This is a genomic window from Acinetobacter sp. YH12076, from assembly GCF_013419525.1.
In the GTDB taxonomy this organism is placed as follows: Bacteria; Pseudomonadota; Gammaproteobacteria; order Pseudomonadales; family Moraxellaceae; genus Acinetobacter; species Acinetobacter amyesii.
The window spans coordinates 68,078-94,717 of record NZ_VOZY01000013.1; the positions used below are offsets into that span (position 1 = coordinate 68,078).

Here is a 26,640-nt window from a genome sequence, read left to right on the forward strand (position 1 = left end):
TCTAAAAACAAAATAATCGGAAGTGGAAAATTGAGCTATCCATTGCTCAAAGGATGTAGTGCAACATCATAACGTACTTGAAGCGTTTTGATATTAGCAAAGTAAATCAAATCTTTAATTTATGTTTTGTAGGTTTTCTACCACCTTTTGTAGGTTGACATAAAAAACCCTGCATAGCGCAGGGTTTTTTGAAACTTAAAATCTAAATCTTAAAATGTAAGATTATTTAGATTCTTCAGCTTTTGGTTTTTCACGTAAGCGAATACCTAAGTCACGTAATTGGTTCGCTTCAACTGGCGCAGGCGCTTGAGTTAAAGGACATTCCGCAGTCTTAGTTTTCGGGAATGCAATCACGTCACGGATAGAAGATGCACCAGTCATCAACATCACTAAACGGTCAAGACCGAATGCTAAACCACCGTGAGGAGGCGCACCGAATTTCAAGGCGTTAAGCAAGAAGCTGAATTTCTCTTCTGCTTCTTCTTCAGAAATACCAAGCGCTTCAAAGATCGCTTTTTGCATTTCTAGGTTATAAATACGAAGTGAACCACCACCGATTTCAGTACCGTTCAATACCATATCGTAAGCAACAGACAATGCCGCACCTGGATTGTTCTTCACTTCTTCAACGCTTGATTTTGGCAGCGTGAATGGGTGATGAACAGACGTCCATTTACCGTCATCAGTTTCTTCGAACATTGGGAAGTCAACAACCCAAAGTGGCGCCCACTCGCAAGTTGCAAGTTTCATGTCGTGACCGACTTTAATACGTAAAGCACCCATCGCATCATTTACGATTTTCGCTTTGTCCGCACCAAAGAATACGATGTCGCCATTTTCAGCACCAACGCGTTTCAATAGATCAAGTACGATAGGCTCGATAAATTTAACGATTGGAGATTGAAGACCTTCAATACCTTTTTCAAGCTCGTTGACTTTGATGTAAGCCAAACCTTTCGCGCCATAGATACCCACGAATTTAGTGTATTCGTCAATTTGGCTGCGTGGAAGCGCGCCAGCACCTGGTACGCGAAGCGCAACAATACGGCCTTTAGGATCTTTAGCAGGACCTGCGAATACTTTGAACTCAACGTCTTGCATCATGTCTGCAACGTCAACCAATTTCAAAGGAATACGTAAGTCAGGTTTATCAGATGCATAGTCACGCATTGCATCTGCATACGTCATACGTGGGAACTTGTCGAACTGAACGTTTAGAAGTTCTTTGAACATCTTAACCGTTAAACGTTCCATTAAATCCATGATGTCATCGTCAGTCATGAACGATGTTTCAACGTCGATTTGTGTGAATTCAGGCTGACGGTCAGCACGTAAGTCTTCATCACGGAAACATTTAGCAATTTGGTAGTAACGATCGATACCGCCAACCATTAACAACTGTTTGAACAATTGTGGAGATTGTGGAAGTGCGTAGAAGCTACCGTTAGAAACACGACTTGGTACTAAATAGTCACGCGCACCTTCAGGAGTCGCACGAGTCAAAATCGGTGTTTCCACGTCTAAGAAACCATTTTCTTCGAAGTAGTTACGAATTAGGTTAGTCAATTTAGAACGGAAACGAAGACGATCTAACATTTCTGGACGACGGATATCCAAGAAACGATATTTCAAACGTACTTCTTCAGAAATATTTGTGTTGTCGTCATTCAATGGGAATGGCGGAGTTTCTGAACCAGCAAGCACTTCGATTTCTTTACCAAGAACTTCGATTTGACCGCTAGTCATATTCGCGTTTTCAGTACCTGCGTAACGACGACGTACACGGCCTGTAATTTTTAATACGAATTCTGAACGTGCTTTGTCCGCAGTTGCGAATGCTTCAGGAGTATCTGGGTCAATAACCACTTGAACAAGACCATCACGGTCACGCATGTCAAGGAAGATTACACCACCGTGGTCACGGCGACGGTGAACCCAACCGCATAATGTAACGGTTTGGTCAATTTGAGCTTCGGTTAAAGAACCGCAGTAATGAGTTCGCATCATAGCGTTAGAAATCCAACTATATGGGTTAAGGTCAGCGAATGCGTAAACAGCGCACCGCTTTTATTCGAATAGGGGATTATGCCTCTTTTTGGCTGTTTTGTCACAAGGACTTATTGCTAAAACTGCCAAATTTACAGCAAATTTTCGGTCAATGATGGGCTTAAGCCGATGACGTTGAAAAAATATTGGTGCTCTTGCTTAAGATCAGAAATATCAGACTACCGAAGCTAAACGTGGCTAAAAATGCACGGAAAAAATAATTAATGGCTTTGCCGACATAGGCATACAAGTCGTGTACAAAGGCATCAGAATAAATACTGTCAGCAAAATAAAAATAACTTGCGATGCCCGCAGCTAAAGACAGGGCCGCTAAACCATATACATAGACTTTGATGGATGTGGGGATGCTTACTGTACTTCGATAGTGAAGATGATGACGATAAATCATCCATACCAAAACGGGGAGTGCCAAGCCAGATAATCCAATTTGCAACACGCGATGTAGGGGATATGAATGACCAAAAAATTGAATCGGTAGACTCAATAGATCCTTAAATGCAAAGGTACGAAAGTCAACATGGGTCAAGCCATCCCAAACAATATGCGTCGATGTTCCAACGATGAGTGCGAGGATGAGACTGAGCATAAACCCACAGCATTGATTGAAATTCTGTAGATTCAGCGGCTTATTTAAACCAAAAAAAGCAAATAACATCGGGCGATAGAGCACATACCACAGCACACAAAACAGCAAACCTAGGATTAAGTTTGGAAAAATTAACCCCGACCATTGATGTGAACCTGCATAGTCAGCATTGGTAAATAAACGGAATAAATCTGGCACCATGCTACCAATTGCGAGTGCTGCAATAGGCAGGCGATTTCCGCTTAATTTGGAAATAGGCGGTGCGAGTACAGCATGGGATATGGTAAAAGGCATTGAACTAAAATAAATATATGAATAAATACAATGTGGTATCGGTGAGTGTATATGATTTGGGCAGATTAGAATGTTTTTTATTGCAAAAGTAATGAAATGTTATATTATAACATTATTCAAAATTAGCCAGATTTGAGTCTCTCCAAATGTCTTTTCATAAGAATTTAATCACAATCTCAATTTTTGCAGTGATTGCACCCAATATTTATGCTGATAATCAGCAACAACAGGTACAAACTTTAGAGGCGATTAATGTTCGGGTTCATCCTTTAAATCAAAGTGCTGCAGATTTTGCGGTTGCAGATAACATTATTAAGCATAAAGATTTGGCACAAGGTGGAGTCACTATTGGTGACGCCATTGCCGGACAACCTGGAGTGTATTCAAATCAGTTTGGTGCAGGCTCAAGTCGACCTGTAATACGTGGGCAAGATGGGCCACGTGTCAAAGTGTTGGAGCATGCATCTGAAACAGCAGATGTTTCAACTTTATCCCCTGACCATGCAGTGACGGTTGATCCAATTTTAGCGAAACAAGTAGAAGTGATTCGTGGGCCATCCACTTTATTGTATGCAGCTGGGACGGTTGGTGGGTTGGTGAATGTTACCGATCAAAAAATTCCAACGCAGATGCCTGAAAATGGTTTAGAGGGGCAGGTTGGGCTACGTTATAACTCAGGTAGTGACGAAAAATTAGCGAGTGCAGGTGTCACTACTGCGCTAGGAGAAAATTTTGCACTGCGAGTTGAGGGATCAAAGCGTAAAGCCAATGACTATATTGCACCCGATTATTTCCATGACCATGAGGGTGAGTTAGAAAAAGAACGTCGTGTGGGTAATACTTTTGCTGAAGGCGAAAATGTAACGATTGGTGCTTCATGGATTCATGAGCGCGGTTTTGCGGGTCTGTCTTATACGAATCGTCAGGATCAATATGGCTTGCCAGGTCATAACCATGAATATGAAAGCTGCCATCCACATGATGATCATTTACATTGTGATGGTCACGACAATCATGATCACAGCGATGAACATGACCATTCAGTGCATGACGACCACGATCACGACCATGATGCTGGTCCGTGGGTCGATTTAAAATCTGAACGTTATGATTTCCGTACTGAACTGGCTGAGCCGTTTGCTGGGTTCCAAAAATTACGTGCGCATGCGAGTTATACGGACTATAAACATGATGAAATTGAAGGCAATATCGCAGCAACGACCTTCAAAAGTAAAGGTTACGATGGTCGTTTAGAGTTGGTGCATAACCCGATTGCGGATTGGGAAGGGGTGATAGGCGCACAATACAATCAGCAAAAGCTCAATATCAGTGGCGAAGAGTCATTGATGAACCCAAATAAAACCCAAAAATGGAGTATATTTGGTTTAGAACATAAACAATTTGGTGATTTTCATGTCGAGCTGGGCGCCCGTGTCGATCAGCAGAAAATTCAAATCGATTCTGCACAAAAAGATTATGATGATTATGGCATCTCTTATTCAGGTGCTGTGAATTGGGCGTTTGCGCCAAATTATAAATTGTCCTTGGTGGGTTCTCATCAAGAGCGTTTGCCATTGGCGCAAGAGCTTTATGCCAACGGTAAGCACTTTGCGACCAATACCTATGAACGCGGAAATGAAAATCTGGATGTGGAAAAATCCAATAATCTAGAACTGGGTTTCCATTACGAAAAAGATCAGTTGGATTATCACGTTCATGTTTACCACAACTGGTATGACAACTACATTTATGCTGCAACCAAAGATAATTTTGAAAACTTCCGCTTAGTTGATTACACCCAAGACAAAGCCAAGTTCTATGGTGCGGAAGCTCAAGTGGGTTATGCAGTAAATGACATGTATAAACTCAGTGTCTTTGGTGATTATGTTCGCGGCAAAATTGATGGTGAAAATGCGCCACGTGTGCCTGCAGGGCGCTTAGGAACCAAGGTCGATGTTGACTTTGCCGATGGTTGGTCAGGTCTTGCAGAATATTCACATGTATTCAAACAAGACAAAATCACTGCATTTGAGCGTGAAACAGATGGCTACAACATGGTGAATTTGGGTGTGGCCTATAGTGGTCAATTGAAAGATCAAAATGATTATCGAGTCTATTTCAAAGCCAATAATTTATTGGATGAAGATGTTTATTCTCACACGTCATTCCTTGCCAATATTCCACAAGTCGGTCGTAATTTTACAGTTGGTCTTGAATTTGGATTCTAATTGAATTTGCACAGACTTTTCTAAGTAAGTCTAGGTAAAGTCACAGTAATCCTCTTGAAAAATCAATGAATAAAACCTAGTCTGAGCGCATTAGACTAGGTTTTTTCTTATGCGCATCATTCAACGAATACATCACAAGCTCAATTGGTCACGTCGTCGCTATGTGGGCGTGGTCATGGGTTTATTGGTTTTAGGTTATTTGGCATCGGCAACTTATCACACGCTAAAGCCACTCCCAGAAGGGGTGAACTACACGGGAAAACTTCGCCATGCTGAAGTGAACTTTTTAGTGGATGAAACCTATATCGATGCGCAAGGAAAGCAGCAACAGGAACATCGCATTTTTAAAGAAATGCTGAAAATGATTGAGGAAGCACAGTCGACCATTGTGTTGGATATGTTTCTCTTTAATCCGCAAGTTGGTGACTCTCAATTAAAACATGAACAATTAACACAGGAGTTGACCGATGCGCTGATTTTGAAGCGTCGACTATCTCCTCAAGTGGAAATTTTTGTGATTACTGACCCCGTCAATTCGGTCTATGGCGGCATTCAACCCGAGCATTATCGTCAATTACGACAAGGGGGCATTGAGTTGATGGAAACCAATTTGGTACCGCTTCGTGCTTCCAATCCTGCATGGTCAGGCTTTTGGTATATCTGCTGTCAAGATATTGGCAATAATCCTGAACGAGGCTGGTTACCGAACCCATTGGGAACCGATAAAGTGACGATTCGTAGTTATATGGATCTGTTTAACTTTAAAGCGAATCACCGAAAAACCTTGGTGGTCGATACCGTTGACGGTTGGAAAGGTTTGGTCACCTCTATGAATCCACATGATGGTAGCTCACGACATTCTAATGTGGCCTTAACCGTCAAAGGCATGACCGCGATTGATCTGCTAAAGACCGAGCAAGCCGTAGGCATGATGTCTAAAGCTAATATTCCATTTGTAGTGATTAAAGATGTTGAAGCCGCGAAAACTCAGCCACAGGTTCAAGTGCTGACTGAAAAAGCCATTTATGATGCCACACTCGACTTAATTGATAGTGCGAAGAAAGCTGGAACTGAAATTGATATCGCGATGTTCTACTTGTCAGAACGTAAAATTATCAAAGCACTCATTGCTGCACATGAACGTGGCGTGAAAGTTCGTGTATTACTCGATCCGAATAAGGATGCTTTTGGACGTACCAAAAATGGCATTCCAAATCGACCTGTAGCATCCGAATTACATGAGGCGGGTATTGATGTACGTTGGTGTAATACCCAAGGTGAGCAGTGCCATAGCAAGATGATTTTAAAACGTACTGCTTATCAAGCCGATATGATTTTAGGTTCTGCCAATTTTACGGCACGTAACTTGAAAAATTATAATTTAGAAACTGATTTACGCGTGATCGGTGTGAAAGATGTTCAAGTTTTTAAAGATGCATCACAGTACTTTAATACCGCTTGGTCAAATCTGGATGGTAAACAAATGAGTGTCGATTATAGTAAATATGCGGATGAATCGACCTTGAAATATGTGTTGTATCGCTTTATGGAATGGAGCGGAATATCTACTTTTTAGAATTGTCTTAATCTCCCAAATCCCTCTTTTTTAAAGAGGGGCTTTCCTCCCTTTTTTAAAGGGAGGTTAGGAGGAACTAAATCAGTTTTAATTCTTCGGTACAGGATTCGGCGGAACGATTTGATCTAAATCTTTATCTGTCATTTGATCCAATTCTTTAATATCGGTTTTGATTTTCCATTTATCGGCATCATCTACTGGTTGTGGCAAACGAGCTTCTAACCAGTCACAGATGACATCTGGTGGAAAATCGGCGTGGTTACATTGAATCACCCAAGACAAGAATTGTTTTGCTTCGCCATTCATATATGGTGGCGGAGAAACCGGTAAAAATTGAGTCGGTAAGCGTTCATTTTTAGAAATATAGTTCAATACATGGCCCAATTCTTGAACAGTTTGCCATGCTAAAGGGTGATCTACATTAATTTGAAATTTAAACCACCAAGCAGTTTTACCATCGGTTCCGTACGAGTCAATCAGTTGTTCTTGAATACTTGGAACTTTAGAAAAAAATTGATGAAGTCGGTCAAAACTTAATTCAGACACAGCGTTTGATCCACTACGAAATAAAATCAATCTTAGCATAATCCAATGAAAAACAGGCTAGCCTGAAGGTGCGATCAGCTTGGTCGGAAAATTAACAAATTCTTGCACTTGATGGATTTTTATTCATTTTTTCTCCTACAATGGAATTTATACTGAGCGTATAAACCGTCGAGGAGAGCTTAAGTGAAAACCACATTATTCTATGCGATTGCAGGTGTGATGCTGATCAGTGCTTCAGCCAGTACTTTTGCGGAAAACAAATGGGCAAACTACCAAGGTGTGGATACATCAAAACCACAACACCGCCCACCGTCGATGAATCGGCCTGGCTATCCGCAGCATGCGCCGAATTATCCTCAACATTATCCTCATTATCCAAGTCGCCCGCCGGTTTATCAGCAATATCCAAATCGACCTTATCCGCAGTATCCACAAAGTGGTATTAGTATTCAATACAATGCGCCGACCACCATTACTCAAAATTCGCAGAGCTATAGTTGGGTGAATGGTGATCCTGCCAGCGCGAGTATTTCCAGTTCAACCTATACTTTTATTAGTGATTGGCAGCGTTTAGGTTTACCAGCACCACCCAATGGAATGTATTGGATTTTTGAAAATGGTCGCTATGTATTGGTGCCAAATAGATAAGGTTTATAACCTCTCCCTTGCGTAGCAGTGCTACTCATCTCCTAAAAGGAGAGGGAACGATTTAGTGTTTAGGCCAATTCATCATCTTGCGGGCGCGGGGTTTTACCTTCAGGCAGTGGCTTCTCGGAATGCTTATCTCGAATAACCGAAGGGTAAGTCCAAGAGGCATAGCGCACAATCAAAATGGCCACAGCTAAAATTAGAATCGAACCTGTGGTAATGACCAAACCCATATCTGCTTTATGGTCATGTTGAATATCCGCAATGAGCAAGCGGGTTAGGGCAGTAATAGCAATATAAATTAAAAAGCGTACAGGCATATGGTTGGTCTTAAAGTAAATTCCGACCATGGCACCGAGTTCAAGGTAAATAAACAATAATAAAATATCGTCAATCGTGGCGAATTGTTTAACCGTAATAATTTCAAAAATGGTATGACCCGCGGACCATAAAATCATACAGCCGATGACAAACAGTGCAAGATAATGAAAACCTTCTACAGCAATATTGCCAAGTCGGTCGAGGAGGGCTTCGATTTTTTCTACTTTGGGATCACGGTGTGTCATATATATTCCTCCTGTGTAAATTGCGTAAATATTCAATGAAGAACGAGTCATTAAATACCAAGCAAATTTCATGCACATGAAGCGAATATGACAAAAATATTTTTTAGGTTTAATAAAGTTTTTAATGTTAAGTTTGAGCTTAAATTTTGTCCTATAAGAATGAAGCGACGATGTATCAACCAACGCATTTTAAACATGATGAACTCCCTGATCTGATTGATCTTATGCGTAAGTATGCTTTGGCGACAGTAATACTGACTGCACCCAATGGTGAGTTGGAAGTGAATCATTTACCACTAGAATATGACGCTGAGTCAGGCGAATTGGGCATATTGCGCGGTCATATTGCCAAGGCCAATCCAATGTTTGAATTGCTAAATCAGTCAGCACAAGCCTATGTGATTTTTCATGCCGACGAAGCATATATTTCGCCAAGCTGGTATGAAGGAAAGCAGAAACATCATCGCGTTGTGCCGACATGGAACTATCGCGTGGTACATGTCAAAGGCACAATTCGTAAAGTTGACGATGAAAAATATTTACGAGGAGTTTTGGCTCGGCTGACTCGACAACATGAAGCTAGCCAACCTGTGCCATGGAAAATGGGCGATGCGCCTCATGATTTTATCGCGGAACAACTGGAAAAAATTGTGGCGATTGAAATCGAAATAGACTCAATTTTGGGTAAGTTTAAAGTGAGTCAAAATCGCAGCGTTGTAGATGCAATGAATGTGGCAAAAGCTTTGGAAAGGTCGAATGCTGAAATGGCGGAGTCGATCAAAAAATTTTATCCCATGAAATAACAGGCTAAAGAATCATGCCCAATATGATTGAAACTGAACGTTTATGCCTGAGAAAGTATCAGTTAGGAGATGAAATTTCATTATTTGATACATATTTTTCGAATATAGAAGCAACTCGTTATCTGCAGCGGTTACCACATTTAACGATTCAACAGACGAAGAGTGTTTTAGAAAAGTGGGAAGATCATTGTTGGTCGACACATAATCCTGATCTTGCATGGGTGATTAGTGATAAGAATACGCAGTTAGCGATGGGCTTACTGTATTTCTTCAATCAAAAAAACCATGGAGAAATACATTTTGGGTTAGGGGTGAATTTTCATGGTTGTGGTTATATGACTGAGGCCTTAATTGGGGTAATTAAGTATTTAAAGCAGAATCATGTCACGAAGGTTGTTTCATCGTTTTGTGCTGAGGAACATCTAGCATCACAAAATGTCTTAATGAAGGTAGGATTTAAACAAGATAAAGATAAAACGCATTGGGCGAAATTTCCAATGCTAGACGATCAGTTCCATCCTTGTTTTACATATCGAATGGAATTAGGAGATTGTGAATAAGTAAGTATGCTTATGATTTTTTGAAAAAGTTGCACTCAGTGTTTATGTAATAAGAGCAGTAAAATAAAAAAAAATGCCCGATAAATCGGGCACTTTTGATTTTGTACGGCTAATTAAGCTTGGTTGGTAAAGTAATCTTCAGAGAAGTTCATGATCACTTCAGAACCTGCTTTTACTTTAGCAATGCGTAATGCCAATTCAGGTAAAATACGCTGCGTGAAGTAAAGAGTCAGTGCAAGTTTGTTTTGGTAGAACTCACCATCTTTGTCTTTTGCTGCATCTGCAATGCGGGCAAACATATAGGCAAAGCTGAGTAGGCCTACAGCATGTAGGTAATCAACTGCTGCTGAGTTCGGGAACTCAATGTTTTCACGAGCAGCTTCAAGTACATATTGAGTCACCGCTTCAACTTCAGCTGCTGCATCTAATGTTGCATCTTTGATGTAGTTCAAGCTGGCATCTAAGTTGTTGGCAAAATCACGAATTTCTTGGATATATTCAGCAATGAATTCACCATTGCATTTAATGGTTTTACGACCAATTAAGTCTTGAGATTGAACACCGTTGGTCCCTTCGTAAATCTGTGCAATACGGAGGTCACGAATACATTGTTCCATACCCCATTCACGAATAAAGCCATGACCACCAAACACCATTTGAGCATCAAGTGTTGCTTGGAAAGCTGTATCTGTTAAATACGCTTTCGCAATTGGTGTTAACAGCGCAACACGGTTATTGGCAGCTTTGACTGCTTCTGGGTCAGTAGAGAACTTGGTAATGTCTAGTTGTTGACCCACATAAACCGCAAATGCACGAGATGCTTCATTGTTGGCACGTGCGTTCAGCAACATACGACGTACATCACCATGAACTAAGATGCTGTCTGCTGGTTTTGCAGGGGATTGCACGCCAGAAGCGCTACGGCCTTGTAAACGATCAGTCGCATATTGCGCTGCATTTTGATAGGCAAATTCAGAAGCACCTAGGCCTTGAATACCCATAGACAGACGTTCGTAGTTCATCATGACGAACATCGCTGCAAGGCCTTCATTTTCTTTACCAACCAGGTAGCCTTTCGCGCCATCAAAGTTCATCACACATGTTGCAGACGCTTTGATCCCCATTTTATGTTCAATAGAACCAGGGCCTACAGCATTACGCTCACCCAATGAACCATCTGCATTCACCAAGAATTTAGGTACGATGAATAGTGAAATTCCGCGTGAGCCCGCAGGCGCATCAGGGGTTTTTGCTAAAACTAAGTGGATGATATTTTCAGAAAGGTCGTGGTCACCGCCAGTGATGAAGATTTTCGTACCAGTAATGTTATAAGTACCGTCTTCATTACGTTCAGCTTTAGTTTTGATAATACCTAAATCTGTACCTGCATGCGGTTCAGTTAAGCACATGGTGCCTGACCATTCGCCTGTATACATTTTTGGCAAATAAGTTTCTTTTTGCTCTTGTGATGCATAGCTGTTTAATGCCATGCCTGCACCTACAGAAAGAAGCGGGTAGAGCATGAATGATGGGTTGGTTGCAAACAGCATTTCGTCAGACAGAACAGTCAGCATTTTTGGCATGCCTTGACCGCCCCATTCTTCATCTGCGCCTAGACCAATCCAGCCGCCTTCTGCATATTGTTTAAATGCTTCTTTGAAACCAGCAGGAGTCGTGACATTGCCATTGCTATAGGTTGCGCCTTCTTCATCACCTGTGCGGTTTAAAGGATGAGTGACGTTTTGCGCAAATTTTGCCATTTCTTCAAGAATGGCTTCTGCAGTTGCAGCATCAACGTGAGCAAGATTTTCGTTGTTTTGCCAGAATTGTTCTGCTTTAAAAACATCATTTAAGATGAATTTCATATCTGCAAGCGGCGCATTATAAATTGGCATGTTCGTTCACCTGTTTATTGTTTGAATCTGTGGACTTGGGGCAATTTGTATCGACATAAAGCGTGGAGAAAATTGACCAAAGTAAAATTATGAGACTATTTATAAAGAAAAAGGACTGCCAATGCTATGACCGTCCTTTCTCTATTTCTGCACTCAAGAGTACAATTTTTTGAATATGTTTTATATATTCACATTAGAATGCAAAGTGTTCTGCATCCAATGCCATAAGAGGATCTAGGCCACCTGCGATCACTTCTACATGAGAGCGAACGCGCGGTAAGATTTTCTTGAAGTAGAAGCGAGCAGTCGTCACTTTTGCATTGTAGAAATCAACATCAGTTGTTCCTGCAGCTAAAGTTTCTTGTGCAACTAAGGCCATGCGAGCCCATAAATAAGCAAGCGTTACATAACCAGAGAAGTAGAGGTAGTCGACTGCAGCAGCACCCACTTCTTCAGGGTTTTGCATTGCTTTCATACCAATCTGCATGGTTAAGTCGCCCCATTCTTTGTTTAGCGCAGCAAGCGGCTCAACAAATTCTTTCATGGCAGCGTTGTCTTTGTTAGCTTCAACAAATTTATGGATGATCTTGGTGAAGTCTTTCAACATTGCACCTTGAGTACCCAATACTTTACGACCTAACAAGTCAATTGCTTGAATTTCAGTCGTACCTTCGTACAAGCAAGAGATACGTGTATCACGTACGATTTGTTCCATACCATGTTCAGAAATGAAGCCGTGGCCACCAAATACTTGAACACCGTGTTTTGCAGATTCAGAACCTGTTTCAGTTAAGAATGCTTTAGCAATTGGAGTTAGTAGAGACAAAATGTTGTCAGAGAATTTACGTTCTTCTTCCGTTGCACCTTGTTCCACGATATCGGCATGGAAAGATAATAAGTAAACCAGAGCACGACCAGCTTCAGCAAATGATTTTTGCGTAAGCAGCATGTTGCGTACTGCAGGGTGCACGATAATTGGATCTGCTTCTTTTTCAGGTGCTTTAGGGCCTGAAAGTGAACGCATTGCCAAACGGTCTTTTGCATAAGCAAGCGCACCTTGGAAAGCGCCTTCAGAAGCTGAAAGACCTTGTACAGCAGTACCGATACGTGCAGTGTTCATGAATGTGAACATGCAGTTTAGACCGCGGTTTTCAGGGCCAATCAAGAAGCCTTTTGCGTTATCAAAGTTGATGACACAAGTCGCGTTACCATGGATACCCATTTTGTGTTCAATCGAACCACAACGTACCGCATTGCGCTCACCAATTGAGCCATCAGCATTTACATTGAATTTAGGTACGATGAATAATGAAATACCTTTCGTGCCTTTTGGTGCACCTGGAAGACGAGCAAGGACGATATGGATGATGTTTTCAGCCATGTCGTGTTCACCAGCAGAGATAAAGATTTTCTCGCCAGAAATTGCATAGCTGCCATCCGCTTGCGGTTCAGCTTTAGAGCGGATGATACCTAAGTCAGAACCTGCATGAGATTCTGTTAAGCACATCGTACCTGTCCATTCACCTGAAACAAGTTTAGGCAGGTAAGTGTCTTTTTGCTCTTGAGAACCGTGGTGTTCTAAAGTACGTACAGCACCATGAGATAGACCAGGATACATACCCCAAGCCCAGTTCGACGTACCCACCATTTCTGAAATGATGTTACCTAGTGAAACTGGTAGACCTTGACCGCCATACTGTTCTTCAGCAGACAAAGACGGGAAACCGAGTTCGATATATTTTTGATACGCTTCTTTAAAACCAGTTGGTGTTGTTACAACGCCATCATTCCAAGTACAACCTTCACGGTCGCCGACTTGGTTAAGAGGAGAAAGTTCATTTTCACAGAAGTCAGCAGCCGCTTCTAGATATTGGTCAACCAACTCACGACTTACGGTGTCAGAAAATGCAGGCAGTTGTGCATAGTGATCTTCTGCTTTTAAAAGTTCATGCAGAACAAATTGCATATCACGTAAGGGCGCTTTGTATTGTGGCATATCGTTTTCCTCAATACTGGTTTCTACCAGCGTTAGTAATCCTAAATAACATTTGAACGTGTCTTCAATGACACGTATTGGAATGGTTCTAATCGTGCAACATCTTCTTATTGGGTACAAGCATTTCAGGGTGATTTGTTGGTGACTGTAAAGTCAAAGAAATATCCCTTGAAAAAGCTAAGTGCTTTGAGTGTAAATGCTTTTAGATGAAAATGAATGACACAAATAGTCAAAAAGCGTAAAAAGATATGTCCAATAAAAAAGGCACTCATGGGAGTGCCTTTTTTACGCAATGATATTGCGATCTAAGTTTGGATTATTTCACTGGTGCTGGCGTCGGGGCAACAGGGGCTTTAGGTTGGAAGCGAACTTCACATTTACCATTGATCTGCTGTTCGCCAACTTTAATCACAACCCCGCTGCCATCGGTTTTGCCTTGGCATGCTTTCATAATCGCTTGTTGTTTGGCTTGGCGTTCCGCTAAACGCTGATCAAACTGTTTAGTCAGCTCTGCACGTTTTGCATCAGTCAGTGGCTCATCGCGTTGCATCTGACCACGCATGTCGCCACGCATTGGATGATGTTCACCGCGCATTGGTTTGTGTTCACCACGTGCTTTTTTCATGTCTTGACGGTCTGCTTTGAACACCATGGTACATGTACCATCAATATTTTTATCGCCAGCTTTTACTTGAACTGTTGAACCTGTAGCCTTACCATCGCAGGCTTTTTGCATATCAGCAAACACTTGACGTTGCTCGGCACGCATTTGTTTAAAATGTTCACGTTGCTCAGGTGACATACGACGATCGTGATCACCATGATGTTGTTTCATTATACGGCCATGATTGTTATCTTTTGGTGCGGTTGTCGATTGACAGGCAGTTAATGCACCCATGCTCAGTACGCTTGCACCGATTAAAGCCATTTTGGTCATTTGTTTCATAGTCTCTACCCCACCAGATTAGATATTTTTCCGATGGTTAAAGATTAAATAATAAAGATGTAGAAACAATGGAGAGTTTTTTAGTTGCGTGTTCGCTACAATAATGAAATAGAAGAAAAATGAGAGTTCTCTTTTGAAAATACGTCGTATCCCGATTGCCCTACGCTTGTTTCTGACTGTGCTGTTGACGACGCTCGTCATCACAACGGTAAGTCTTGGCGTTTTGCATTGGAATATGCAGCGTAATTTCACAAAATATGTGGCCGATGTCGAGATGCAAAAGCTTGACCATGTCATTGAAAATTTAGCCGATGTGTATACGGTCTATCATGATTGGGGCAATGCGATTCAGGCACAGATTCTGCAAATTGAAGGGCAGGCAGCACCAGATGACTATGATCGTCTCTCTCGGTGGTGGTTACGTCGTCAATATGACATTGCATTGCAGCAGCGCTATTTTCAGGATCATAGTTTAAATGCAGCATCGATGCTGGCAACACCACAGCATACGGCAGAGCAAAAAATTGAAGAGCTGAAATGGCTGGAACAAAACTTACCATCTGAGTTCCAACCCTTTGAAGGTTTAAAATTTCCTTTAAGTACGAACCAAAATGTATTCCGTCCAAAAGAGTCGAACACAGATGAAAAAGATGCAGATCAATCCTCACAAAGTAACAGTAATAATGGTGGTAAGAAACAATTTATCCAAATGCCTGACCGCTTGGGCTTGAGTTCGCGTTTATCTTTATATGATGCACATCGCCAATTTGTTGTGGGTGAGCCGACAGATGAACAAATCTCTTATCGTCCGATTATGGTGAATAATCAAATCGTGGGATATTTGGGGCTCAAACCTGTCCTCGATCAAGATGATGCGATCAGTATTAACTTCTTTAGTAAGCAAAAACGTTATTTATTATTGGTTTATGCGCTTACGTTTATTGCAAGTTTGATTGCAGCATTGTTATTGGCAACATACTTTAAAAAACCGATTCAGCGTTTGTTAATGGGAACACGTGAATTAACCAAGGGCAATTATCAACATCAAGTTGCGGTGAACCGTAATGATGAGCTTGGTGATTTATCGAATGAATTGAATCAGTTGGCCGTAATTCTCGATCAGCATGAAACGTCACGTCGTCAATGGGTGGCTGATACTTCACATGAATTGAAAACGCCATTGGCCGTGTTACAGGCTCAAATTGAGGCGATGCAGGACGGTATTCGTAAGCCAACGCCAGAGCATTTTACTTCGATGTTGAATCAAGTCAGTAGTCTGAAAAAATTGACCAAAGATTTGGCTGATTTGGCGCAAGCTGATGCACAGCAATTAAATTGTTATCTCACTACGATTAATCCGTGGGATGTCGTTGTGCAGGAAGTTGAAAGCTTTAAACCGAAGTTTGAACAAGCCGATTTGAAAATTACAGCAACGGGCGATGGCACTTCATTACAATTAGATATAGACCGTTTTAAACAGATTATGGTCAACTTATTGGGTAACAGTATTCGTTATACGGAAGCTGGTGGTGAAGTGCATGTTCATACTGAGCAAGATGAAACCCAGTGGACCGTGTATGTTGATGACAGCCCATATGGTTTAACTGATGAACAGTTGGCACGTTTAGGTGAGCGTTTCTATCGTGTGGATGATTCACGTACGCGTGCAACTGGTGGTACAGGATTAGGATTGGCGTTATCCGTAAAAATAGCTAGAGCATTGGGTGGAGAGTTGAGTTTTGATCATTCTCCATTGGGCGGTTTGCGTTGCAAATTGACATTTCCCAAACAGATGAAATATTAAAAGGAAGCATGCATGAAACATATCATGTTGGTTGAAGATGAAGTGGAACTTGCACAGCTAGTGCGTGATTATCTAGAGGCTGCAGGCTTTGAAGTCAGCATGTTTCATGATGGTCAAGAAGCCTATGAGAGCTTCACGCAGCGTAAGCCGAGTCTAATGATTTTGGACCTAATGGTGCCACGTATGGATGGCTTAACCATTTGCCGTAAAGTCCGTGAGCAGTCTGATCTGCCAATTATTATGGTGACTGCACGCACTGAAGAAATTGACCGTGTATTGGGGCTCAATATGGGTGCTGACGATTATGTCTGCAAACCGTTTAGTCCGAAAGAATTGGTGGCACGTGTGCAAGCGGTATTACGTCGTTTAGAACGTAAAGCAGAGCCAGAGGTGAATGATTTATTCCGTATGGACAAAGCACAGCAACGTATTTGGTATCAACAAAAAGCGTTGAGCTTAACACCAACTGAGTTTCGTTTACTTGAGTTGTTTTTAGAGCATGTAGGGCAGGTGTATTCACGTGCGCAATTGCTTGATCATATTAACCCAGACAGTTTTGAAGTGGCTGACCGTGTGATTGATAGTCATATTAAAAATTTACGTCGTAAGATTTCAGATGCAGCGGAAACCGGCAACCGTCATGAGTGGATTCAAGCCGTGTATGGCGTCGGCTACCGTTTTGAATATCCAGAAGATTAAAATAGATTGTAAATACTAAAAGGACAGGCTTCGGCCTGTTTTTTTTTTGCTACGTGTATAGCTAGTTGCATTAATTTTAAATACAAGAAGAACCGAAAGCCATAAAGATATAAAATGCGAAATTTGCGCATTTTGTGAAAATTGGTTATTATTGTGCTGGAATATTCACCAGTATGTTTGAGCTGGCAGAGTTCAATGTAGACATAACAATTTTTAAAAATGGAACAGCCAGAGGGCAGAACAGATGAAAAATAGCGCATTTGCAATAATAATGGTCACGGGTGTCTTGGGTTTAACGGCATGTGGGGGTAGTGATCGTGATGAGACAGGGAGTGTACCGCCAGAGCCAGTTGCCGATGCTATGGTACAAAAAAGTGTAGAAGAGCTGACTTTATTAGATGTGAATAATCTTGCTTTAAATGCTGCGTCGATTCAGATTTTAAGTGATGAAGAATGGCAAAAAGTACAAGCAGGCAGTCTGAAAACAGCAACAAATACAATCACAGCAGATGATTCTGAACAGTTATTTCCACCGATCAACAGTTTACCGACAGCGACTCATTTTAAAGGTCAAAGTTATCTTGCCAATGCTCAAGGCATCGTTAAACTGCCTAAATTGGCTGCAGGCACATATTATGTTTTGGTCACTAAAAATGGACAGTCTGCAGTTTCGGCATTCTTGATCCATCCTAAAAATACCAATAAGAGCATTGTGTTGAATGTGGTTCTCAACTGCTTAGACCAAGACTGTCAGACACTAAGTGATGCACCAGTCAATGATGCAGTGGTCGGAACATTCTCTGGTCAAGTGATTTTTAAAGGGAAACCTTTGGCGAATGCGCAAGTGTCATTGTCTGGCGGTACAGCGACCAATGGCGCATTTGTTAGTGCTTTGACTGATGCCAATGGATATTTCACGCTTTCATTTAATGTATCCAGTGCGCTGCTTGAAGCATTGAAAAATGCCACGCTCACCATTAACGGTGCAGGAATTAATACTATTACGAAAAAAGTTACGGTCATTGCTTCTTCTGCATCGGGCTATCAATTTGAAGTGCTACCTGAAACAGTGTCTGCAGATGCAGTTTGGCGTGAAACTTTTGAAGTGGACTCAGCAACCCGCAATGCATGGACAAGGTCGCAGCCAAGTGTGGCCAATGTTGATTGGCAGTTGCTAAACAAAGGTCACAACATCCGTAATAATCAAGTGAATCAGCGTGTACGCTTAGCACCAAATGACCAAAGTCAAGGCAAGGTGCCTGAGCCACTGCAAGGCAATACTGCGTATTGGTATGGTGACAAAGTAAATGGCAACTTTATTGGCGCTTTAAGTGATTCATCTATGGCTCCAGAGTTTGATGGCGGAACATCTAATACCCATAATATGGGTGAGTTAATCTCACCTGCCATTAATCTAAGCCAGTATCAAGCGCCTTTGAGTTTAAGCTTTAAAACATGGTGGGAAATTGAGTCGGTCAATCCAAATAATCAAGGGTTCGATTTGATGAATATTTTAGTTTCTACCGACGGTGGCAACAGCTTTAAGACCTTGGCTCGATTAAACCCGCTGGCAGATCCGTCCTCTGCATATGAGCGCGCGCCGATTCCATACAGTAATTTAGGCTTTAACCTCGCGCCGGCTGCTGTTCAGCAAGAAGCAATTTCATTGGATGAATATGCAGGCAAGGCCAATGTTCAACTGAAATTCCAATTCAAAACGGTCGATCAACTTTATAACGGTTTCCGCGGATGGATGATTGATGATGTGGTGATTCAGAAAAAAGCCGGAACTTTCCCATTATTTGATGGAGCGAGTTTTGATGAAAATTCAGATAGTTTCTCTCAGGACTATACTGGCGTCGCTGCAAAACAAGCGGGCGTTTTGTTGAAAAGCACGAAGAGTTATGCACGGTGGGCTGACGAGCCACAGCGTAAATAAGCACTTATAGATGTTAATTATCTAAGTTACTGATGTTACGCACGTAAAAGTACTTATGCACTTTTAAAATGATTTTTAAGTCTATTCGACGGAGTCTTACATCTAAGGATTGAATAAAGGGATTAGCCTTCGGCTGGAGGTACTTTTGTTTCGGCAAAAGTACCCAAAACCATTGTCATCCGCAAAACTCGTTCACTACCGTCAAATTATTCAAAGCATCGCAAAAACATTTTTGATTAGAAGTAGTCCTGTCTCAAACACTTGCGGATGACGTTACCGCGTATCGCTGTTTTATTTGAATCAAATTGCACTTCTGGTGTTACTGCGTAACATCAGTAAGTTACATATAAGTGATCAATCACTGCGGATTCGCTTTTAAAACAGCGCTCAATTGGGCGCTGTTTTTATGATGTAGGGCATATTGCTGTGTGATGAAGCCTCAAAAATATTCAATAAAAGTATAAATTTGAAAAAAATAGGCAAAAGATTGTCTTGACCTAAGTTATTTAAACCAATCAATAAAACTTTACATTTGATGCTCATCTGATCTGTAAAAATACCTTTAAGTTAAAATTGTTGGATATCAAGATGTAGTTCTTAGCGGATGCACAGGCTACAATCCACTTTTTTATAAGATGAGAACATGTTGTGAGCAGCGAAATGCCTCAACTACAGCGCCGATTAAAGAACCGCCATATTCAGCTGATTGCTATGGGCGGGGCGATTGGTACAGGGCTATTTTTAGGTTCTGCGCATATTATTGAGTCGGCTGGACCATCGATAATTCTGGGCTATTTGATTGGTGGCTTGATTGCTTTTCTGATTATGCGCCAGTTGGGCGAGATGATTGTACAAGAGCCAGTCACAGGTTCATTCAGTCATTTTGCTTTTAAATATTGGGGCAAGTTTGCTGGCTTTTTAACGGGCTGGAACTACTGGATTCTCTACATTTTAGTGGTGATGACCGAGCTGACTGCGATAGGCAAATATGTCAATTACTGGTGGCCGCATGTGCCTGCTTGGGTTTCAGTTCTGGTGTTTTTTGCTGTGATTACGCTAGCCAATTTAGCCAATGTCAAACTGTATGCAGAATCTGAATTTTGGCTGTCGATGATTAAGGTTGTGGCGATTGTTGCCATGATTATTTTTGGTATATACCTGCTACTTACAGCAGGCGCAGACTCTACCGCTTCGATTAGTAATTTATGGGTACATGGCGGCTTCTTCCCGCACGGTTTTGAAGGCTTATTCTACATGCTAGCCTTTATGATGTTTGCTTTTGGCGGTATTGAATTAATCAGCATGGCGGCGGCTGAAACTGAAAATCCTGATCAAAATATTCCCAAAGCGGTGAATCAGACCGTGATCCGCGTGTTCTTATTTTATATCTGTTCCTTGGCGGTACTGCTGTCGCTGGTGCCGTGGAATCAGTTGAAACTTGGCGGTTTGGATCATAGTCCTTTTGTGATGATTTTTAATCAGATGGGGATTGATTGGGCGGCACATTTGCTGAACTTTATTATTTTGACTGCATCCGTTTCGGTCTGTAATAGCGGCATGTATGCCAATAGCCGCATGCTGCTGGGCTTGGCAGAACAAGGCAATGCGCCAAAAGCATTTAAACATGTGAATAAATACGGTACGCCGATTGCTGCAGTTTTATTTTCTGCTTTGCTGATTTTTGGCTGTGTACTGCTGAATTATTTCTTGCCTGAAAAAGCATTGAGTTATTTGATTTATATCGTGGTGAGCGCTGCGGTGCTGAATTGGATGCTGATTAGCTTAATTCATTTAAAGTTTAGAAAAGCGATGCATCAGCAGGGCATACTGACCAAGTTTCCTGCATTATTTGCACCGTTCACCAACTATTTTGTTTTGGTGTTCATGCTGATGATTTTGTACATCATGTGGAATCAGGGCTTTATGCTGTCGGTGCTGATGCAGCCCGTATGGATTTTACTGCTGTATGTGCTGTTTAAAGTGATGCAAGCGAAGAAGGTTTAATACCATGAAGGCTTAGGGATGAGCCTTTGTTCACTGTCACTAAAAAATGATTTTGAAAAATTCTGACAAAATACGCAAATTGAGTGAATATTCATATAAAAACTGCTCTAGTGCACTCAATTCTAGGGCGAATTTATATAAGATTATGATTTATATTGGATAAAACAAATTATTTCGTATAACGTGTATTATGCTGATTTTAGAAAACTTAATCTATGTTATATGACAGAAGCTTGGAATATTAATTCAATAAAAAATTATTTAATTTTTCAAAAGTCTTCGATGATTTTTTACTTTAATAAACCTAGGTTTGTATAAACTTTCTCACGCTGAGTAGCATTTGTTTGATTACGACCATTGTTAAGATAATTTTGTTCTATAAATATGGCCGCTTCTTTCTCTGACATAGGTTTTTTCATGCTAGAAGCAGCTAATAATATGCTATATAGATTAAAGCGATCTTCAGGATATATACAAGCATTATTAACGGTATCCATTGTCATTGCTTGATCTGCATCAGGATACATAAGCTTAAGTTTGCTTACAGTATCTTGGATGCAATATTGATATAGACCTTGGGTTTGTGCAGCACCTTCCATAATTTCAGATTCAGTTAATATTTTATCGCTGAGTTGGTTTTTGAGAATTGAAGAAATTTGATTATTTTCAGGTAATGCAGACCATGCTAATGAATTGAAGCTTAAAGTAATGCCAATGATTATTAGTAGTTTCATTTTGATTATTGGTTTAACTAAAGTAAGAGATTAAGAATTATATAGAAAAATAATATTCCAGTCTGTTAATAATACACCGATTAAACATAATTGCGATTATACTAAATTTGCAAAATCAACCAGATCGAAAGGGAAGTGTTATCTAAACACTCCTCAGCAACTCAATCCTTTGCCGCTGTCCTTTATTTAACTTCGATACAACTAATTCATAAGAATTTAGCACCAAATCCTGCAGCAGTTCTTCTTCCAATTCTTCATCTGTAAAAACAGAAATCCAATGCTTCTTATTCATATGCCAGCCCGCACGAATAAAGGGATAAATATCTTTAAGCATTGCGCCATTGTCTGGCAGCACTTTCAAATTGATCGCTGCTTTGCCTTCTAAGTGAAAACTCAGCAAAAAAACCTTATCCATCACTTTAAATACATCACAGCCTTCACCAAAAGGCTGGCTGCATGTGGTTTCAGGCAAGGCTAAGGCCGACTTAGCTGCTGCAGCGTGTAATGCAATCATAAGAAATAACCTAAAAATAAGCTTGAACGTTAAAGCCTAAGGATGAATATGAATAACGGTATCATTATTTACCAATTGCCAAATTTCATCCATATCAATATTGCGCACTGCAATACAGCCCCAAGTCCAATCTTTTTGTGGGAAATACGTCATCAGTTGTGGTGCAGCTTTCATTTGTAAACTGGTCGCCGAACCATGAATCATAATGTCACCACCTGCAGAAACCCCTAGATTTTTAGCCTTCTGTTTATCGGCCGCATTGGGGTAAGAGATATGCAGCGACTTATAAAATGCGCTTTGCTGATTGCGCCAATCAATCATATAGCTGCCTTCTGGCGTCTTGCCATCACCTTCTTGAACTTTATGTCCAAGCGGTTGAAAACCCAGACGCATCGGGTAACGCCGAATGACCTGATCCTGATGTTTTAACTCTAAATAACGCTCAGCTTTATGTACTTGAATACTGTCGATCGGCGTTTCTGTGCGAATTTTTTGAATTTGCAAATCACTTAATTTAGGTGGAAAGGCCAGTACATTGGCAGGTGTAGGTAGATATTTTTCAAATTTCTGATAGGCAAAGCTGGCAGCGACAAAACAGACGAGGATAGCGAAACTAAAAATAGCGATACGTTTTCTTGTCATTATTTTTTAGAGGATGGACGGCATTACAGTCCATCCATTTCGGTATTGTGGATAATGTTTAAATTATCCATAATTTTGATTCGAGTGAAATGTGGATTTGTGGGTAATTTTTTAAGACGAGCAGCTGACCATCACTTGAGGCACATCACTTGGCAAGGGGCCTAAATCTTCAGTTTTTTCTAGGTCAGGTTGTTTAGTAAATGGTTGGCTCAATAATGTAAACAAACGCTCAACTTCTGAAAAATCATTACGTTCAGCAAGCTCAATCGCCTTTTGCGCCATATGGTTACGCAAGATATATTGCGGATTGGCCTGTGCCATTTCCGCATCTAAAGCATCGGTGTCCTGATGCTCACGGATACTTTCATATTGTGCCAAGAAACCTTCAAAGGCGCGGCGGTCTAAGCAGTCATCTTTAATGGCTTCATATTCATGATTTTGCAGACGAATAAAGCTTTGCGTGTAGTCCAGCTGTTCACTTTGCAGAATACGCAAAAAGGCCATGGCGCAGTCAAAGCTGTCTTTATGGAAACTTGGCAAACCCATTTTCTGAGCTAAGCCCAATTTATAATGTTCCAAGAAGGTCAGTTCAAAATGCTCTAAGCACTTAGCTAAATCTTCTTTCCACTGTTCTTTGTCATAGTCCGTAGGGCAGAGCGGCACTAAATTATTCAGCCATTGCCAGAGATTCCAATGCCCGATACTTGGCTGCTGCTGATAGGTATAGCGGCCTTGGTAATCCGAATGGTTGTTGATCCAGTTTGGACGGAAGCGCTCCATAAAGCCATAAGGGCCGAAGTCCAAAGTTGAACCGGTAATATTCAGGTTGTCGGTATTCATCACGCCATGTGCAAAGCCAATCAGCTGCCATTTGGCAATCATCACTGCGGTACGCTGAATAACTTGAGTGGCAAAAGCTAAAATAGGTTGTTCGGCATCCAAGCATTCAGGGTAGTGCCACTCAATACATTTCTGCGTGAATTCAGGCAGTAAATCACCCTGATACTGATTGATCCATTCAAAGTGCCCCAAACGGATATGACAGTCAGATGTACGCAGCATCATCGCGCCGAGCTCGAGCTTCTCACGCTGCACGCCTTGCTCGGAACTGGTAAAACCCACTGCATTACTCGATGCAACACCTAAGCTGTTCAGCGCATGTCCTGCCAAATATTCACGAATAGTCGAGCGCAATACTGCACGACCATCGCCCATGCGTGAGTAAGGGGTCGAGCCGGCGCCTTTAAGGTGCAGGTCAATGGTTTGCCCATGTTTATCGATGATTTGCCCAATCAATAAGCCGCGTCCATCGCCCAATTGGCCTGCCCATTGTCCAAACTGGTGACCTGCATAGACCATGGCCAAAGGTTCAAATTCAGCAAAGGTTTTTTGACCACTGCAGATTTCAACCCACGCAGCTTGATCTTCTGCCGACCATTGCAGCTCATCTGCAAGAGCCGCATTAAAATGTCCAGCTTTTGCGCCTTTTAAAGGTACAGGCTGCTGATGATGGTACAGGCGAGGTGGCAGGGTGTTATAGCGGGCATTGAACAGCATAATGATCTTTAAAAATTCAAACTATGTTGAAACTATAGCAAAGACCAGATAGAAAAACTGTAGCTTAAAATCAATAAAGCCTCCACAAGGGAGGCTTTATCATTTGAGAGGCTTAAAAGAATTAAGCGGTTTTCTTTTTCAAGTTACGCATCAATTGATTCAGTGTTTCACGGTGCTGTGACAAACGCTGTTCAACTTGTAGGAATTCAAGTTTGAGTTTGTCATCCATTTGATGAATTTTTTCAGCAACTGCTGTTTTCTTCGCTTGAATTTCCTGTTCTTTTAATTTTGCCCAGTCATTCAAAGTTTGCGAAAACGCATCATATTCTTGAGAAATACGTTGTTTTGCTGTTGCAATGTCATCGGTCATATTCAGACCATAAATCGCAAGGTCTTGTTCAGCATATTTAAACTTCATTGCCAACTCAGCTTTTTTAATATTAAAGCTTGGAATACGGCGTAAGTTCTTTGCCAAACCTAATTTAGAACATGACCAAATTAGCCATTTAGTTGGGTCATATTGCCACCATTTCACACCATTACGGTAGTCGTATTGGAAAATGTGGTGATAGTTATGATAACCCTCACCCCAAGTAGCAATAGCTAGAACAAAGTTATCGCGTGCCGTATTTTCATCAGTATACGGACGTTTGCCCCACATATGGCAAAGTGAGTTAATAAAGAAAGTTACGTGATGGCTTAAGATTAAACGCATTAAACCGCCCAATAATAGAACGCCCCACATGTCGCCTACAGCCCAACCAATTGGCAACAAAATAGCTGCGTGAACGGCAATCACTAGAGGGATGTAATATTTGTCTTGGAACATCACGACTTTATCTTTTAATAAGTCAGGTGCATTTTTATAGTTTGGTGCTGCTGCTGGATAATCACGAAGCATCCAACCAATGTGTGCATACCAAAAACCACGGTTGATTGAGTATGGATCTTGATCCACATCATCAACATGACGGTGATGTGTACGGTGGCCTGAAGCCCAGAACAAAATACTGTTCTGAACAGCAAAAGTACCCATGAGCATTAAAATGATTTTTAAAGGCAAGGTTGCTTCATAAGCACGGTGTGCCCATAAGCGGTGATAACCTGCGGTAATACCTAAACTGCTGACACCCAGTAAAACAAACATACTGATCCAAGCAGCGGCACTAAAATCATGATTAATGGCATATAACGGAATTGCAATAACTGCGACAATAGGTAAAAACACCAATGCAAAAATAGCAATCCAGTTCATTGGGGCTTTGGGTAGGGGAGCATTCATCTCCAACAGCACTCCTGAAACCTTGGGAGGTATAGATAGGACGAATCCCATTAAATTTTTAAGGGATTTTAAACGTACAGAATAGTAGCACGGGAAAACCCGTTTTCACCACTGTTATTGTACAGTTGTATTGTTCTAAACAGTAACATAATACGACTGAAGTTATTTGACTTTTTGTGGGGTAAAAAAGATGCTAAAAAAACAGCAAAATCGTCAAAATAATCCGCAATTTTTTGTCAAACACTGTATCTGTGGCGGCTTTCTGATCAGTTGTCTTGGACTGATGGCTTGTCAAAATTCTCCTACACAGACAGTGACTACAAAGTCACACGGAAAATCACTGGGCAACAGTATTGAGCAGCCATTAAAACTTATTCGCGTAAATGATGGGATACAAGATATTCCATGGACGATTGTGAAAATCGCTGTACAAAAAGCTAAGTTCTTTCATCATCAACCTTATCTTCAGTTCAATTCGCAATTTCGACAAATTCAGGGAAATACGGGATGTAACAATATCAATGGCACTTATGTGATCGATACCTTAAAACACAGCATTGATTTGAATGCGCGAGCAGGCTATTTCAGCTGTGATTCGGCTTTGGCTCAAGAGGCTGAACTTTCAGATGCCTTGCAAGCCGCAACACAATTCCAAATAAAAGAGAAACACATGACGATGCAAAACAGTCGGGGACAAAATGTATTGGTTTTAGAAAGAAAATAGACCGATTGAAATATCGACGTGTTGATCGAG

The 26,640-nt window shown here is 41.2% G+C and carries 22 protein-coding genes; 10 read left to right on the top strand and 12 right to left on the bottom strand.

What is annotated here, in order from left to right:
- Positions 1-222: 222 nt before the first annotated feature.
- Together aspS and FTU22_RS13255 are read right to left on the bottom strand one after the other, a co-directional pair.
- Positions 223-2,007: an aspartate--tRNA ligase gene (gene aspS, locus FTU22_RS13250; RefSeq protein WP_180094884.1), complete on the bottom strand. Its 1,785-nt coding sequence runs from the start codon at positions 2,005-2,007 to the stop codon at positions 223-225.
- A gap of 160 nt (positions 2,008-2,167) precedes the next feature.
- Positions 2,168-2,947 carry a DUF4184 family protein gene (locus tag FTU22_RS13255; protein WP_180094886.1) on the bottom strand — a complete coding sequence of 260 codons (780 nt, stop codon included), beginning with the start codon at positions 2,945-2,947 and terminating at the stop codon, positions 2,168-2,170.
- A 146-nt stretch (positions 2,948-3,093) separates the two neighbouring features.
- Between FTU22_RS13255 and znuD the strand changes: the two genes are divergently transcribed.
- Positions 3,094-5,175: a zinc piracy TonB-dependent receptor ZnuD gene (znuD, locus tag FTU22_RS13260; protein ID WP_180094888.1), complete on the top strand. Its 2,082-nt coding sequence runs from the start codon at positions 3,094-3,096 to the stop codon at positions 5,173-5,175.
- A 109-nt stretch (positions 5,176-5,284) separates the two neighbouring features.
- Positions 5,285-6,751: a phospholipase D family protein gene (locus FTU22_RS13265; RefSeq protein WP_180094890.1), complete on the top strand. Its 1,467-nt coding sequence runs from the start codon at positions 5,285-5,287 to the stop codon at positions 6,749-6,751.
- Between the two features lie 87 nt (positions 6,752-6,838).
- On the opposite strand, the gene FTU22_RS13270 is transcribed toward FTU22_RS13265, so the two are convergent.
- A complete protein-coding gene (locus FTU22_RS13270) occupies positions 6,839-7,297 on the bottom strand; it encodes a hypothetical protein (protein WP_078194213.1) in 459 nt (152 codons plus the stop codon).
- Positions 7,298-7,480: 183 nt separating this feature from the next.
- Here FTU22_RS13270 and FTU22_RS13275 point away from each other — a divergent pair, with 183 nt between their 5' ends.
- Complete coding sequence (locus FTU22_RS13275; protein WP_373886258.1) at positions 7,481-7,945, top strand: RcnB family protein; 465 nt, start codon at positions 7,481-7,483, stop codon at positions 7,943-7,945.
- A gap of 68 nt (positions 7,946-8,013) precedes the next feature.
- Here the strand turns inward: FTU22_RS13275 and FTU22_RS13280 are convergent, their stop codons facing one another.
- The gene (locus FTU22_RS13280) at positions 8,014-8,511 is read right to left on the bottom strand and encodes a phosphate-starvation-inducible protein PsiE (RefSeq protein WP_180094892.1); all 498 of its coding nucleotides are present in this window, start codon (positions 8,509-8,511) and stop codon (positions 8,014-8,016) included.
- Between the two features lie 170 nt (positions 8,512-8,681).
- Here FTU22_RS13280 and FTU22_RS13285 point away from each other — a divergent pair, with 170 nt between their 5' ends.
- Positions 8,682-9,314, top strand: a complete 633-nt coding sequence (locus FTU22_RS13285; protein WP_180094947.1) for an FMN-binding negative transcriptional regulator — start codon at positions 8,682-8,684, stop codon at positions 9,312-9,314.
- Positions 9,315-9,328: 14 nt separating this feature from the next.
- Positions 9,329-9,874, top strand: a complete 546-nt coding sequence (locus tag FTU22_RS13290) for a GNAT family N-acetyltransferase (RefSeq protein WP_180094894.1) — start codon at positions 9,329-9,331, stop codon at positions 9,872-9,874.
- A gap of 113 nt (positions 9,875-9,987) precedes the next feature.
- Here FTU22_RS13290 and FTU22_RS13295 read toward each other — a convergent pair whose 3' ends face one another.
- The 3 genes from FTU22_RS13295 to FTU22_RS13305 form a co-directional block, all read right to left on the bottom strand.
- On the bottom strand, positions 9,988-11,769 hold the full coding sequence (locus FTU22_RS13295; RefSeq protein ID WP_078194153.1) for an acyl-CoA dehydrogenase C-terminal domain-containing protein: 1,782 nt from the start codon (positions 11,767-11,769) through the stop codon (positions 9,988-9,990).
- A gap of 193 nt (positions 11,770-11,962) precedes the next feature.
- Complete coding sequence (locus FTU22_RS13300) at positions 11,963-13,765, bottom strand: acyl-CoA dehydrogenase C-terminal domain-containing protein (protein WP_078194152.1); 1,803 nt, start codon at positions 13,763-13,765, stop codon at positions 11,963-11,965.
- Between the two features lie 316 nt (positions 13,766-14,081).
- Positions 14,082-14,711, bottom strand: a complete 630-nt coding sequence (locus FTU22_RS13305; RefSeq protein ID WP_180094896.1) for a hypothetical protein — start codon at positions 14,709-14,711, stop codon at positions 14,082-14,084.
- Between the two features lie 133 nt (positions 14,712-14,844).
- Between FTU22_RS13305 and baeS the strand changes: the two genes are divergently transcribed.
- The 4 genes from baeS (at position 14,845) to FTU22_RS13325 (ending at position 21,157) form a co-directional block, all read left to right on the top strand.
- Entirely contained in the window at positions 14,845-16,515 is a 1,671-nt protein-coding gene (gene baeS, locus FTU22_RS13310) for a sensor histidine kinase efflux regulator BaeS (protein ID WP_180094898.1), read from the top strand.
- A gap of 12 nt (positions 16,516-16,527) precedes the next feature.
- Entirely contained in the window at positions 16,528-17,214 is a 687-nt protein-coding gene (locus FTU22_RS13315; RefSeq protein WP_111885370.1) for a response regulator, read from the top strand.
- A gap of 244 nt (positions 17,215-17,458) precedes the next feature.
- Positions 17,459-19,153, top strand: coding sequence for a carboxypeptidase regulatory-like domain-containing protein (locus FTU22_RS13320; protein ID WP_180094900.1), 1,695 nt, complete (start codon positions 17,459-17,461; stop codon positions 19,151-19,153).
- 648 nt (positions 19,154-19,801) lie between these two features.
- Positions 19,802-21,157: an amino acid permease gene (locus FTU22_RS13325; protein ID WP_180094901.1), complete on the top strand. Its 1,356-nt coding sequence runs from the start codon at positions 19,802-19,804 to the stop codon at positions 21,155-21,157.
- Positions 21,158-21,447: 290 nt separating this feature from the next.
- On the opposite strand, the gene FTU22_RS13330 is transcribed toward FTU22_RS13325, so the two are convergent.
- The 5 genes from FTU22_RS13330 to FTU22_RS13350 all read right to left on the bottom strand — a co-directional run bounded on the left by FTU22_RS13330 (position 21,448) and on the right by FTU22_RS13350 (position 25,886).
- Entirely contained in the window at positions 21,448-21,891 is a 444-nt protein-coding gene (locus FTU22_RS13330) for a hypothetical protein (RefSeq protein ID WP_218951584.1), read from the bottom strand.
- A 142-nt stretch (positions 21,892-22,033) separates the two neighbouring features.
- Entirely contained in the window at positions 22,034-22,405 is a 372-nt protein-coding gene (locus tag FTU22_RS13335; RefSeq protein WP_218955030.1) for an MmcQ/YjbR family DNA-binding protein, read from the bottom strand.
- Positions 22,406-22,441: 36 nt separating this feature from the next.
- Positions 22,442-23,047 (bottom strand): murein L,D-transpeptidase family protein, encoded by a 606-nt coding sequence (locus tag FTU22_RS13340; protein ID WP_180094904.1) that lies wholly within the window; start codon positions 23,045-23,047, stop codon positions 22,442-22,444.
- A 111-nt stretch (positions 23,048-23,158) separates the two neighbouring features.
- Entirely contained in the window at positions 23,159-24,604 is a 1,446-nt protein-coding gene (locus FTU22_RS13345) for a YdiU family protein (RefSeq protein ID WP_180094906.1), read from the bottom strand.
- Positions 24,605-24,725: 121 nt separating this feature from the next.
- On the bottom strand, positions 24,726-25,886 hold the full coding sequence (locus FTU22_RS13350; protein WP_180078779.1) for an acyl-CoA desaturase: 1,161 nt from the start codon (positions 25,884-25,886) through the stop codon (positions 24,726-24,728).
- A gap of 190 nt (positions 25,887-26,076) precedes the next feature.
- Here FTU22_RS13350 and FTU22_RS13355 point away from each other — a divergent pair, with 190 nt between their 5' ends.
- The gene (locus FTU22_RS13355) at positions 26,077-26,610 is read left to right on the top strand and encodes an META domain-containing protein (RefSeq protein WP_180094908.1); all 534 of its coding nucleotides are present in this window, start codon (positions 26,077-26,079) and stop codon (positions 26,608-26,610) included.
- Positions 26,611-26,640 lie beyond the last annotated feature (30 nt).